At 66.0% G+C, this 12,526-nt stretch carries 11 protein-coding genes; 7 read left to right on the top strand and 4 right to left on the bottom strand.

Annotated elements, in window-relative coordinates:
• Nucleotides 1–23: 23 nt before the first annotated feature.
• The gene (locus tag R4P95_RS29380; protein ID WP_213576301.1) at nt 24–734 is read right to left on the bottom strand and encodes a DUF6319 family protein; all 711 of its coding nucleotides are present in this window, start codon (nt 732–734) and stop codon (nt 24–26) included.
• A gap of 151 nt (nt 735–885) precedes the next feature.
• On the opposite strand from R4P95_RS29380, the gene R4P95_RS29375 reads away from it, so the two are divergent.
• Nucleotides 886–1,935, top strand: a complete 1,050-nt coding sequence (locus R4P95_RS29375) for an adenylate/guanylate cyclase domain-containing protein (protein ID WP_213576300.1) — start codon at nt 886–888, stop codon at nt 1,933–1,935.
• Between the two features lie 211 nt (nt 1,936–2,146).
• Here R4P95_RS29375 and R4P95_RS29370 read toward each other — a convergent pair whose 3' ends face one another.
• Nucleotides 2,147–2,833: a TetR/AcrR family transcriptional regulator gene (locus tag R4P95_RS29370; protein ID WP_317747330.1), complete on the bottom strand. Its 687-nt coding sequence runs from the start codon at nt 2,831–2,833 to the stop codon at nt 2,147–2,149.
• Nucleotides 2,834–3,001: 168 nt separating this feature from the next.
• On the opposite strand from R4P95_RS29370, the gene R4P95_RS29365 reads away from it, so the two are divergent.
• The gene (locus R4P95_RS29365) at nt 3,002–4,522 is read left to right on the top strand and encodes an MFS transporter (RefSeq protein WP_213577654.1); all 1,521 of its coding nucleotides are present in this window, start codon (nt 3,002–3,004) and stop codon (nt 4,520–4,522) included.
• Nucleotides 4,523–4,622: 100 nt separating this feature from the next.
• Nucleotides 4,623–5,519 (top strand): AurF N-oxygenase family protein, encoded by an 897-nt coding sequence (locus R4P95_RS29360; RefSeq protein ID WP_109333487.1) that lies wholly within the window; start codon nt 4,623–4,625, stop codon nt 5,517–5,519.
• 1 nt (nt 5,520) lies between these two features.
• Here the strand turns inward: R4P95_RS29360 and R4P95_RS29355 are convergent, their stop codons facing one another.
• Nucleotides 5,521–7,806 carry a bifunctional SulP family inorganic anion transporter/carbonic anhydrase gene (locus R4P95_RS29355; protein WP_317747332.1) on the bottom strand — a complete coding sequence of 762 codons (2,286 nt, stop codon included), beginning with the start codon at nt 7,804–7,806 and terminating at the stop codon, nt 5,521–5,523.
• A 266-nt stretch (nt 7,807–8,072) separates the two neighbouring features.
• On the opposite strand from R4P95_RS29355, the gene R4P95_RS29350 reads away from it, so the two are divergent.
• Nucleotides 8,073–8,480, top strand: a complete 408-nt coding sequence (locus R4P95_RS29350; RefSeq protein ID WP_213576297.1) for a DUF302 domain-containing protein — start codon at nt 8,073–8,075, stop codon at nt 8,478–8,480.
• A 17-nt stretch (nt 8,481–8,497) separates the two neighbouring features.
• Here R4P95_RS29350 and R4P95_RS29345 read toward each other — a convergent pair whose 3' ends face one another.
• Nucleotides 8,498–8,956 (bottom strand): carboxymuconolactone decarboxylase family protein, encoded by a 459-nt coding sequence (locus tag R4P95_RS29345; protein ID WP_317747333.1) that lies wholly within the window; start codon nt 8,954–8,956, stop codon nt 8,498–8,500.
• A gap of 49 nt (nt 8,957–9,005) precedes the next feature.
• Here R4P95_RS29345 and R4P95_RS29340 point away from each other — a divergent pair, with 49 nt between their 5' ends.
• The 3 genes from R4P95_RS29340 to R4P95_RS29330 all read left to right on the top strand — a co-directional run bounded on the left by R4P95_RS29340 (nt 9,006) and on the right by R4P95_RS29330 (nt 12,521).
• A complete protein-coding gene (locus tag R4P95_RS29340; protein WP_317747334.1) occupies nt 9,006–10,415 on the top strand; it encodes a PLP-dependent aminotransferase family protein in 1,410 nt (469 codons plus the stop codon).
• 227 nt (nt 10,416–10,642) lie between these two features.
• A complete protein-coding gene (locus R4P95_RS29335) occupies nt 10,643–11,179 on the top strand; it encodes an OsmC family protein (RefSeq protein WP_317747335.1) in 537 nt (178 codons plus the stop codon).
• A 40-nt stretch (nt 11,180–11,219) separates the two neighbouring features.
• Nucleotides 11,220–12,521 (top strand): bifunctional o-acetylhomoserine/o-acetylserine sulfhydrylase, encoded by a 1,302-nt coding sequence (locus R4P95_RS29330; RefSeq protein WP_213576293.1) that lies wholly within the window; start codon nt 11,220–11,222, stop codon nt 12,519–12,521.
• The last annotated feature ends 5 nt before the right edge of the window (nt 12,522–12,526 follow it).

The following is a 12,526-nucleotide window of genomic DNA, read 5'->3' as shown; positions in this document are numbered from 1 at the left end:
TCCCCGGCGCCGAGCGCCACAGCTCACTCCCCGGCGCCGAGCGCCTCCAGCGCCTTCCGGGCGTCCTCGAGTTGCCTGCTCAGCTCCTCGACCCGCGCCGCGGCGAGGTTGCGCGCCGCAACGATGATCGACTCGACGGCCTCGATCGCCGTCTCCTCGCCCAGTTCGCGCACGGCCCGCTCCACGGCCTCCGGCGAGACGGGGACGGCCTTACCCGGACGTTTGGCCCCGTGCGCGACGGTGACACTCCAGTCGTTGTCCGCTCCGGCGTGGATGGTGACGCTCACGCCGGCGGGGGCTTTCTTCGTTGTCCGTTTCGCGGGCGTCGCGGCGGGTTTCGGTGCGGCAGCGACGGGCTCGGTCGCCGACACGGTGCTCGGCGCCGGAGCCTTGGCGGCGGCGGGCGGACCGGGCTCGATCTCCTGGTGGACAACGGGCTTTGCGGGTGCGATCGCGGCTGCGGTCTTCGGAGCCGGAAGGCGTTTCATCATGAGCTCCTCCGCTTCGAACGGAAGCTCGTCGTCGACACCCTTGGGCCGAATCATCACCGTATTACCCTGCACCGAAAGAGCTCTCGCCGACGCGCCTGCTTCGAGACGAAGACTCGGCATCGCCTCGCGGAGATACACGGTGGCGCGTCTGCCCTCCGCGATCGCGGCAGCGAGGGTCTCGAGATTCTCCGCTGTCAGGTGATCCGGTGTGGCGGCTGCACCGGAACGTCTACGGGGCGGCATGGCGCTGTCCTTTCTGGGGTGATCTCGCGAACGGGCTCGTGAGCCCAGCAACTCTCGCACACACCACCGACGTTTCCGCACCGGGCAGGCCCGCACAATGGCAGATTGAGAGCAGATCGAAGGCAAGGGATGAGCGCGCGAGAGGACAGCAGTGGTCGCGGACACCAATGACGACGAGACGGAGACGGTTCCGGAGGTCGAGCCGAGCCTGCTCCGCGACATCCAGGCCGACCTGGAGGAGTCGCTGCTCGGTGGCCCTCGGCGATACACCCGGCTGGAGATCGCCGAGTTCGCGGGAGTATCGGTCGAACGGGCCGACCGACTGTGGGTGTCCATGGGTTACGCAGTGGACACCGACCCTCAAGGGGTGATGTTCACCGAGGGAGACATCGAAGCCCTGCGCACCATCGCGTCTCTCGTCGATCGAGGGATCATCTCGCCGGACCGCGAAGTGGCGGCTGCCCGTGCGCTCGGCCAATCGATGTCCAGGCTGGCCGAGTGGCAGGTGTCGCTGATCAGCACCCACATCATCGAACAGCTCGCCGGCTCCACCGATAGTGACCCGGAAGCGATCCGGCGGCAGGTGCGCGAACTGACCGCCGACATCCTCCCCGCGGTCGAGTCACTGCAGGCTTACGTGTGGCGACGGCACATCGCGTCCACGACGGGCCGCAACGTCGGCAACCCGGGCGAGGAAGTGGCGAGCCGCACTTTGGTCGTCGGCTTCGCGGATATCGTCGGGTACACCTCGCTCACCCGCCAATTGGGCGCGCGGGATCTCGCCGACCTGCTGGAACGGTTCGAGTCGGCTTCGGCGTCCGTGATCAGCGGACACCACGGCTGGGTGGTGAAAACCGTGGGCGACGAGGTGATGTTCGCGGTCGAGTCGCCGGCCGACGCCGCCGCCATCGCCTTCACTCTTCAGGAACAGGTACTCCCCGACGAGGGCGACCCGAATCTCCGGGTGGGCCTCGCGATGGGACCCGCTCTCGTACGATTCGGGGATCTCTACGGCTCCGTCGTCAACACCGCGGCGAGACTGACAAGTTCGGCACGTCCCGGCACGGTGCTGATCGACGACGAGCTCGCCGGCGCACTGGCCGACACCCCCGGCTGCTATCTCAAGCAGCTACGACCACGACGGGTCCGGGGCATACGGCGGCTCGAGCAGTACGTGCTGCGACGAGACCGCGAAGGCTAATTCTCTGGTGTCAGCTTCCGAAGGGCAGGGTTCCCGGCGGAATGGAGTATCCACTGCTTCCTGCGGCTACCCCGCCCCACGCACCGAGGATCCAGTTGAGTGCTTCAGTGATCATCGAGAAAGCCCTTCCCACATCATCTTGTCGACACGACCGGCAATTGGGTGCCGGGCGCAGGTGCCACGGTAACGAGGCGGTCCCGAGCTGTCGACGTCACAGAGCCTGAGCTGGCGGAACCTCGGCAATCACCGGCGACGGCCGCGACGCGACCTGCGCGGCCCGCGCGGTCTCGATCTGCGCGGCCCGCGCGGCCAGGAAGTCGTCGACTATCCGTTCGCATGCCTCCCGACCCAGCGGGGTCAGCGTCGCGAGGCGGGTGAAGACGAGTGGGCCGACCAGTTGCGCGAGCGCGAGGTCGTAGTCGAACTCACCGAGCTGCTCGGCGGCCTCCGGCGTCCCGAAGATCCGGTCGAACGCCGCCCGGTACTGTTCCACGATCGTCTGCCTCAGCGTGCGCAGTTCCGGCTTGTCGGACTCCAGCGCAGCGGCACTGGAATAGTCCTCCAGCGCGGGGCCCATTCCCAGCCAGCACATCGCGGTGACGTGCATCGGCGCGCTCTCGATCAGGGTGGCCTGCCTGACCATCAACTCGACCAGCTGGTCCCGGAGATCGCCCTCCTCGGACACGGTCGGAGCGGGTGGAATGAGTCGTCCGAATGCAGCGGCCACCAATTCTGTGCCGTTGCCGAAATGCCGGTACAGCGTGGCACGCGCCACTTTCGCCAGTGCGGTCACGGCATCGATGGTGACGGCTTCCGTACCGCCCTTGGCGAGCAAGGTCGTCGCTGCGTCGAGAAGCCTCGCGCGGGAACGCTGCTTGCGGGGATCCTGCTCGGTCATCTGCGCCGCCGTTCTCGCCGTGGTCACCACTTGTGAACTAACAGTCTACCAACGATACTGACAGTCTCATTTCCTATCGGGAGGACCACCGTGCATCCTCGCAACGAGGCACCACAGGCACAGGCCGACCAACCGGACACGACTGGATGGACGTTCCGGCAGATATGGATGCTGGTGGTTTCCTGCTGCGCCGTCGCGCTCGTCGTCGCAGCGATGGCGGCGCTGAACACGGCATTGCCGGACCTGGCACGCGACACCGGGGCCACCCAGAGTCAGCTCACCTGGATCGTTGACGGCTATACCCTGACGCTCGCGGCCCTACTCCTGCCCGCAGGCGCGCTCGGGGATCGGTACGGCCGCCGTGAACTCCTCATGGTGGGACTGCTCGTTTTCGGCGCCGCCACCGCGGTGCCCCTCATCAACGACGCGCCCGAGTGGATCATCGGATCGCGAGTCGCTGCCGGAGTGGGGGCAGCCTTTGTGATGCCCGCGACGCTGTCGCTGCTCACAGCGGGTTTTCCGCCGTCGCAGCGCGGGCGGGCCGTGGGCATCTGGTCCGGCGTGGCCGGTTCGGGTGCCATCGCCGGAATGCTGGTGTCCGGCGCACTTCTCGAAAAGTGGTCGTGGATGGCGATCTTCGTCAGCCTCGCGGTGGTGTCCGGGCTCATCCTGCTCGTCAGCTTCACCATTCCCTCGTCCAGGGACGCGAGCCATTCTCCGCTCGACCTGCCCGGCACCGCATTGATCGTGACCGCCGTAGGCATGTTCGTCTTCGGCACCATCGAGGCCCCGCATCGGGGCTGGCTGGATCCTGTCGTCCTGATTCTGCTCGTCGGCGGACTCGTCGCCGCCGGCGTCTTCGCCTGGGTGGAACTCCGCCGACAACATCCCCTTCTCGACGTGCGGTTGTTCGGCAATCGCGCCTTCGGGTCGGGGTCGATGTCACTGCTCCTGCAGTTTCTCGCCACCCTCGGGCTCTTCTTCCTGGCGATCCAGTACCTGCAGTTGGTGCTGGACTACTCGCCCCTGCAGTCCGCGCTGGCGCTCGCTCCCATTGCGGTGCCGGTCGTCGTGATGTCTGCCGTCATGCCGCTGGTCGTCCCGCACGTCGGGCTCCGGCCACTCCTGGCGGCCGGCACCGCCATCCTCGGCGCGGGAATCTTCCTGCTGGTTCGCCTGGATGCGGATTCGAGCTATCTGGACGTGTCCTTCCCCCTCATCGTCGCCGCCTTGGGCATCGGGCTGTGCACCGCACCTGCCACCGCTGCGATCGTCCAAAACACTCCAGACGCCAAGCAGGGCGTCGCCTCTGCAGTCAACGACGCCGCCCGGGAGATCGGGTCGGCCATCGGAGTGGCCCTGGCAGGCAGCATCCTCGCCACCGGCTACAGCCGGAACGTCCAGCCGGCGGTCGACGCACTTCCCGAACAAGCGAAGGAACCGGTCTCCGGCTCACTGGCTGCGGCACTGCACGTCGCGGAATTGGCCGGCCCACAGGGAGAGCAGCTGGCGACGTTCGCGCGCGACGCATTCCTGAAGGGAATGGACGAGGCCTCAGTCGTCCTGGCCGGAGTGTTGTTCGCCTCCGCGCTCCTCCTCGGGGTCTGGGCGCCCGGTCGCCGACACCCGTCGGTTCGCGTCGATGCAGCCGAGCGGGATGCCGCCGAGAGAACGGCCGACATCGACTGAATGAACGTTGCCCTTGTGACCCCAGTCATTGTATCGTTCAGTATCAGTAACACGCTGTCACACTTAATTGACCGCACCGGCCACTGATCAAGGGGTAGTCATGACCGCATCGATTGTCGTCTCCGACCGCGAAGAGACCGCTCAGCGCCTGCTGGCGTCCTCGGCCCGGAAGTCCTACGACCCGATGGTGGAGGTCGACTGGGAAGCACCCATTCCCGACGACAAGTTCGGGCTCACGCCCGAGTGGAGCACCCTGTACGGCACCGCGCTGTGGGACGAGATGACCGACGCGCAGAAAATCGAGCTCACCAAGCACGAGGCGGCGAGCGTCTCGAGCGTCGGGTTGTGGTTCGAGATCCTGTTGATGCAGATGCTGCTCCGCGACGTGTACGGGCGCGACAAGCACTCCCGGCACGTCCAGTTCGCTCTCACCGAGGTGGCCGACGAGTGCCGCCACTCGGTGATGTTCGCTCGCGCCGGCGAACGCCTCGACATGCCGAGTTACGGCCCGCACCCCGTGATCCACAAGCTCGGACGTATCTGGGGTGGCTTCTTCAAGGGCGCCAATGCGTACGCCAGCGTGATGGCCGCCGAGGAGATCCTCGACATGATGCAGCGCGACTTCATGAAGGACGAGCGGGTCCAGCCCGTCACTCGGACGGTGAGCAAGATCCACGTCCTCGAGGAAGCTCGACACATCCGCTTCGCACGTGAGGAAGTCGGACGACGCATCGAGGGCGCCAGCTGGGCACGACTGCAGCTGGAGCGCCTCAACACGGCCGTCGTCGTCTACTTCGTCATGAAGAGCATGATCCGCAAAGAGGTGTACTCGAATGCCGGCCTCGATCCGGAGCGCGCCATCGCGGAGGCCAAGCGGAACCAGCATTACAAGGACACCGTCCGCACGTCCGGTTCAAAGCTGATGCAGTTCCTCGACAGCGTCGGCCTCGTCGGCGGCCCGTCCAAGCGGCTATACAAGAAGGTCCACCTGCTCTGAGTCAGCTGGGCACAGTGTCCAGATAGGACACACCGGTCGAGGTGATTTCGAGTACGCGTGCAGAAGGGATGTCGAAGAACATTCCCGCCACGCGCACTCGTCCCTCGGCCGCTGCTGCGCCGACCACCGGATGCCGTTGCAGGGTCTGTAGCTGTACCGCGACGTTGACCATGCCCAACCGGTCCACTTCGTCGAAGCCGAGTTCCTCAGCCGCACGTGCCACCGGATGACCACTGAGGAGCGCCTTGTGGCTCGGCTGCGCGAACGTCAGCCACTGCTCGACGGGCCCCTGCTCGGTGAGGGAGTGATCGTCTCGTTGTCCTCCCTGTCCGAGTACAGCTTTCATGGCGCCGCAACCCGAGTGGCCGCACACGATGACGGAGCTGACGCCCAGTTCCTCCAATGCGAACGTCAGCCCGGCTTCGACCGACACGTCCTGTCGGCCCACCGGGACGAGATTGCCGACATTGCGCACCGTGAAGAGATCGCCCGGACCGCTGCTGGTGATCACGTTGGGCACGATGCGGGAATCGGAACAGGTGAGGAACAGCGAATCGGGGCTCTGACCGTCCTTCAGGTCATCGAGGTGCGACTGTAGGTGCGCGGCGTTGCGCCGGTGGTACTCGGCCACTCCCGCCAGCAGTGGGCGCAGGGCGACCGGCGTGGAGTCGTCTGCCCGAGAGTGCCGCGGCTGCCAGCTTTTCCAGGGGGCAAACCTCCGGGCGCTCGCCACTCCGACCCCGCGCTGTGGAGGCGCGTCACCGACGGAGTCCATGTCGACGGTGCCGAGAGCATCGATCACCACAATTCCACCCGACCGCTCATGGTGCCGCTTCCACTCGTCGATCGCCTCGAACATGGCGTGGTCCAGAAAGTCGACAGCCAATTCCACGGTGACGTGCGCACCGTCGGGCACCTTCGCGAGCAGCCCGGTCAATGCGGGCATGGACAGGAAGCTGCATGACCCCTCGACGGTCACGCGCCACCGACCGGAGTCCTCGGATTCGGAACCACCGATGGGCTCCGCGCGCATCTTCGGGTGGATGACCCGCCACAGCAGCAGGAGCACGGCGAGAGCCAGGCCCAGGAGCACTCCCTCGAGCAGGTTGAGGAAGACGACACCCGCCACGGTGACCCCGTACACCCAGAGGTCGCCGGTGCGCCGGGCCGTGCGCAGGTCGGCGAGCTTGACGAGTTGGATGCCGATCACAATGAGCAGTCCGGCGAGCGCGGCCATCGGGATCTGCTGGACCAGCGCGGTCAGCAGCGCAGCGAAGACGAGAATCCACACTCCGTGCAGTACCGCGGACGCCCGGGTTCGGGCACCCGCCGCGACGTTGGTGGAACTCCGCACGATCACACCGGTGACCGGCAATCCGCCGATCAGCCCCGAAACCATGTTGGCCGATCCCTGACCGACGAGTTCCCGGTTGAATTCGGTTCTTTCGCCGACGTGCATCTTGTCCACCGCGACTGCGGAGAGCAGGCTCTCGACACTGGCGATCAGCGCCACCGTGAGCACACCGGTTGCCACCGCCAGCCACGGGCCTTGTGGCATCGCAGGGCGCGACAGCGCGTCGAACAACGAGCCGTCCAACGTGATTCGATCGACGTCGAGCGGAAGAACCAGTGAGGCAAGGGTGGCCACCGCAACCGCGACGAGCGGTCCGGGGAGCATGCCGAACTTGCGTGGCACCTTCTTCCACAGCAACAGGATGGCGATCACGGCCGATCCGATGAGAACCTCGCCGTATCGTGCGGATGCGAGCTGAGACGGAAGCTGCGTGATGTTGGCCCACGTCGAGCTGTGTGATCCACCTCCGAGGAGAACGTGAATCTGCTGAAAAGCGATGGTGATTCCGATCCCGGCCAGCATTGCATGAACCACGACGGGGGCGATCGCCAAGGCAGCTCGCGCAATTCGACTGAGCCCGAAAATGATCTGCAGGAATCCGGCCGCGACGGTGATGGCACAGGTGGCGCGCCACCCGAAGGTACCTACCAATTCTGCTACTACGACAGTCAATCCGGCCGCCGGACCGCTGACCTGAAGGGGTGATCCGCCGATCGATCCGGCCACCACGCCGCCGACGATCGCGGCGATGAGGCCCGCCATGACCGGGGCATCGGATGCGATGGCGATTCCGAGCGACAGCGGCAGGGCGACAAGGAAGACGACGAGCGACGCAGGCACGTCGTACCGGGCGTTGCGTCGCAACCTCTCACCGAGGGTCGGTCCGGGGACGGCAGCGGATGGGGGCGCTTTCTCATTCTCGAGGATCGACATGTCGACACCTTACGGTGACGACCGGGCGAAACGCCCGAATCGGATGTCGCCCTGTGGCATGTGTCACCGACACTGAAGGTTTCGCGCGAACACAATGAAAACAACTGGACAACAGGCATATACATCGGGACCCTGTCGTCAGGCCCTCCGGCCGAGGCGGGACGTTCGCTCCGCCCACAACGTCTCACGGCGCCTCGTGCACCATATGCTTCGCCTACCGCGCGGGGTATCGTGGGAGAGGAAAGCAGCCCCGAGGGAGCACCATCATGAAGCTCGCACTGTCGACGACTTTGCACACCTCGTTCGATGACGCCGTCGAGCGCACCCGCCAGGCTCTGGCCGAGCAGGGGTTCGGAGTGCTCACCGAGATCGATATGAAAGCCACCCTGAAGGCGAAGCTCGGTGAGGATATGGAGGACTATCTGATCCTCGGAGCCTGTAATCCGCCGCTCGCGCACCGCGCGGTCGACGTGAACCGGCAGATCGGCTTGCTCCTGCCCTGCAACGTGGTGGTGCGCGCCGATACGTCCGCCGAGAACACGATCATCATCGACGCGATGAATCCGGCGCTGATGGTGTCCGTGGCCGAGGAGCAGGGCCTCTGTGAGGTCGCGGACGAGGCCACCACCAAGCTGCAGGCAGCCATCGACGCCCTCACCGCGCAGAACGTCTGACCACGCCGCCGACGAAGTCAGCGCACCTTCGGCGTCTTCCTCGTGCTCACAGCGATCCGATTCCAGGCATTGATCGTGAGAATCAGGGAGATGAGCTGGGCCAGCTCGGCCTCGTCGAAATGCTCCTCGGCCTGCTCATACACCGAGTCGGGGACGAATCCGTCGGTCAACACCGTGATCGACTCGGCCAAGGCGAACGCCGCCCGCTCTTTCTCGGTGTACAGGCCGTGCGCCTCCTCCCAGGCGTTGAGGAGAAACAGCTTCTGTTCACTCACCCCCATCTTCCTGGCGTCGGCAGTGTGCATGTCGATGCACCACGCGCAGTGGTTGATCTGGGAACACCGGGTGAGTACCAGCTCGACCAGCTCGGGGTCGAGTCCCTGACGAGCCGCGGCGTCGAGGGCGATCATTGCCTTGTATACGGCGGGCGCCTTCTTCGCGATGTCGACCCGCGTCTTACGTTCCGTTGTGGTCATAGGACAAGACTATGCGGCCAGTAGCCCAGGTTCGTGGTTCAATCCGGTCATGGAAAGTTGGGCCAATTCGGGCGTGGGACGGGATCTCCACCTCGACATGGTGTCCTCCTCCGGCACACCGTCGACCACGCCGCGCGCCGACCTGGTCGCGGCGCTGCGCACGGCCATCCGTTCCGGCCGACTCCTGCCCGGCACCGTCCTGCCACCGTCGCGCACCCTCGCGGCCGACCTCGGTCTCGCACGCAACACGGTGGCAGGCGCGTACGCCGAGCTCGTCGCCGAAGGCTGGCTCACTGCACGCCAGGGTTCGGGCACCCGGGTGGCGGACCGCGCCCGGGAGCCGCACCAAACCTCCCACAAGCGTCGGGGCGTCCCGCCTCCACCACCGATGAGTCTGATGCCCGGCTCCCCCGATGTCGCAGAGTTCCCGCGAACCGCCTGGACAACCGCGGTGCGACGCGCCCTGACAGCGGCACCCCATGACGCGTTCGGCCCCGGCGACCCACGTGGACGGATCGAATTACGCCGCGCGGTAGCCGAATACGTCACCCGCACGCGAGGCGTCCGCGCCGACCCGGAGTCGGTGGTGGTGAGCGCGAGTTCCGGACACGGATTGTGGCTGCTCGCCCGTGCTCTCGGCGGCCCGATCGGAGTGGAGAGTTACGGGTTACATCTGCACCGCGCACTCCTCGGTGATGCCGGGGTGGCCACCGTTCCGTTGGAACTCGACGATCGGGGCGCGCACCCTCCCGATGTGACAGGCCACTCTCTCACCGCGGCACTCGTCACGCCGGCGCACCAGTTCCCGACCGGTGGCCCGCTTCACCCCAGTCGGAGAACCGCTTTCGTGGACTGGGCGAGCAGTACGGGCGCGGTGGTGATCGAAGACGATTACGACGGCGAATTCCGCTACGACCGACAGCCCGTCGGTGCGCTCCAAGGTCTGGCGCCCGAACACGTGGTGTATCTCGGCACGGTGAGCAAAAGCCTGTCTCCCGCGGTGCGCGTGGGCTGGATGGTGCTCCCCGATCGGCTGATCGACGACGTGCTCGCGGTCAAGGGTGACTACGAAAGGTGGGTCAGCGCTACGGAACAGCTCACCCTCGCCGAGTTCATCGGGTGCGGCGGGCTCGATCGGCACGTCCGTCGGATGCGCACCCTGTACCGCCGACGCCGCGACACCCTGGTTGCCACCCTGGCATCTCGCGCACCGCACGTGCACGTCACCGGCATCGCGGCCGGATTGCACGTCGTACTCGAACTTCCAGCAGGAACGGAAGAGGCCACGATCGCACGCGCCGAGGCGCTGGGTCTGGCCGTCATCGGTCTGCGCACGTTCCGCCATCCGGATGCAGAAGACGATCGGCCGGACGGTCTCGTCGTCGGCTACAGCACACCGTCGTCCGCGCGCTTCGCCGCCACACTCGACGCGCTGTGCCGGGCGCTGCCCACCCGCTGAGCGCATTTCCTATAGGACTAGTCGGAATGCGTGTCTTCCGGTTACAGTCTGTTCCGTGACCGACTTCCGCGCGATCGATTCCGGCGAGCTGCTGACGCGGCGACGCCATGTCGATTTCGCGTTGGTGTGTACCTCAGGGTGTCCGAGTCTCTGATCGGACTCATCCCGGCGTGACGTTTTTCCTCCGCCGGGCCAATCCCGTACACCCTCCGTTCGAAGGATTCGTCATGTCTGCCACCGATACCGCGTCACTGTCACACCTGTCGTCCGTCATCGCCGCCACCTCCGACGCCGTTGCCCAGAATCCCGCCAACGCCCAGGTCGTGTTCCGCGCGTCCGCCCAGGCGCACGACGCTGTGGCCAGCACCGTCACCCTCGGCAAGTACAGCGTCGAGGTGGACGAACCGCCCGCACTCGGTGGTGACAACGCCGCCGCCAACCCTGTCGAGTACTACCTCGCGTCGCTGCTGTCCTGCCAGGTGGTCACCTACCGCTTCTGGGCCGACAAGCTCGGAATCCGAGTGGACGACATCTCCGCCCGGGCCGAGGGAGATCTCGACGTGCGTGGGTTCTTCGGCTTCGACGAGTCCGTCCGTGCCGGGTTCGGCGAAGTGCGCGTCGTCGTGACACTGACCGGCCCGGAATCGCGCGAGCGCTACCGCGAGCTGCAGGAAGCGGTGGATGCACACTGCCCCGTCCTCGATCTCACTCGCAATTCGACCCCGGTCCACACCGTGGTCGAAACACTTACCAGCGAAAACTGATTCACCACATCCACCTCACCGAATTCGGAGTACATCACTCGTGACCGAGAGCACCGACCCCAGCATCAACTGGTCGTTCGAGACGAAGCAGATCCACGCAGGGCAGACATCCGACGCCACCACGAAGGCGCGGGCACTGCCGATCTACCAGACCACCTCGTACACCTTCGACAACACCGATCATGCTGCCGCACTGTTCGGCCTGGCCGAGCCGGGCAACATCTACACCCGCATCATGAACCCCACCCAGGACGCCGTCGAGCAGCGCATCGCCGCACTCGAAGGGGGCGTCGCCGCGCTGCTGCTGTCCTCCGGGCAGGCCGCGGAGACCTTCGCGATCCTCAACCTCGCCGAGGCCGGGGACCACATCGTCTCCAGCCCATACCTCTACGGCGGCACCTACAATCTCTTCCACTACACGTTGCCCAAGCTCGGCATCGAGGTGTCGTTCGTCGAGGATCCCGACGACCTCGGGCAGTGGGCGTCGGCCGTCCGGCCGAACACCAGGGCGTTCTACGGCGAGACCATCGCCAACCCCAAGAATCACATCCTCGATCTGCCCGGGATCTCGAAGGTCGCGCACGACAACGGCCTTCCGCTGATCGTCGACAACACGGTGGCCACGCCGTACCTGCTCCAGCCGTTGAAGCACGGAGCCGACATCGTCGTGCATTCGGCCACCAAATACCTCGGCGGGCACGGCACGGCGATCGCCGGTGTGATCGTCGACGGCGGCACCTTCGACTGGACCCAGGGCCGGCACCCGAACTTCACCACCCCCGACCCCAGTTACCACGGTGTCGTCTTCGCCGATCTGGGTGCTCCCGCATTTGCACTGAAGGCGCGCGTGCAGTTGCTGCGCGACCTCGGTTCCGCGGTGGCCCCGTTCAACGCATTCCTCATCGCTCAGGGCATCGAAACGCTGAGCCTGCGTCTCGAACGGCACGTTGCCAACGCCCAGAAGGTCGCCGAATACCTCGAAGCCCGCAGCGAGGTGACGACGGTGGCCTACGCCGGTCTCGCGTCTTCACCCTGGCACGAGCGCGCACAGCAGCTGACCCCCAAGGGAGCCGGCGCCATCGTGACGTTCGAACTCGCCGGGGGCGTCGACGCCGGTAAGAAATTCGTCAATGCGCTCACCCTGCACAGCCATGTCGCCAACATCGGTGACGTGCGCTCCCTGGTGATCCATCCCGCGTCCACCACCCATTCGCAGTTGACTCCGGAGGAGCAGCTCGCCGCCGGGGTCACGCCCGGGCTGGTCCGCCTGGCCGTGGGCATCGAAGGGATCGACGACATCCTCGCCGACCTCGACGCCGGGTTTGCCGCAGCGAGCGTCTGATTCGG

Source organism: Rhodococcus sp. IEGM 27 (assembly GCF_033142305.1).
Taxonomy (GTDB): Bacteria; Actinomycetota; Actinomycetes; order Mycobacteriales; family Mycobacteriaceae; genus Rhodococcus_F; species Rhodococcus_F oxybenzonivorans.
The sequence above is the reverse complement of the archived record's forward strand: the minus strand, read 5'-3'. Positions and strand labels throughout refer to the sequence as shown.